We start from the raw sequence: 231 nt of genomic DNA, 5'->3' as shown, positions 1-231 counted from the left end.
TTGGAACTTGGCCAGGATGGCGTCGGCGCAGAAGAACTCCAGGAAGGTGCGGTGCACGAAGCCGTAGACCTGCGGACCGTACCGGCTGAGGATGAAGTTCCGATCCCGAAACTCATTGACCATCTCCCCGGCGATCACCCCTGCAGTCACGCGGTCCCGCTGGTAGCGCTCGACCAGGTACTGCTCGAAGACCTCGGATAGCTCCGCGCCACTGATATGGTTCACGGCGCT

1 protein-coding gene is annotated in these 231 nt (G+C 61.9%); it reads right to left on the bottom strand.

Annotation, left to right across the window (positions count from 1 at the left end):
- On the bottom strand, positions 1-231 hold a 231-nt coding region (locus AAH979_RS43285), incomplete at both ends, for a hypothetical protein (RefSeq protein WP_346263919.1).

Origin of the sequence: Plantactinospora sp. ZYX-F-223 (genome assembly GCF_039649625.1) — a bacterium.
Classification (GTDB): Bacteria; Actinomycetota; Actinomycetes; order Mycobacteriales; family Micromonosporaceae; genus Plantactinospora.
Note: the sequence above shows the minus strand (reverse complement) of the source record. Positions and strands in the feature narration are given on the sequence as shown.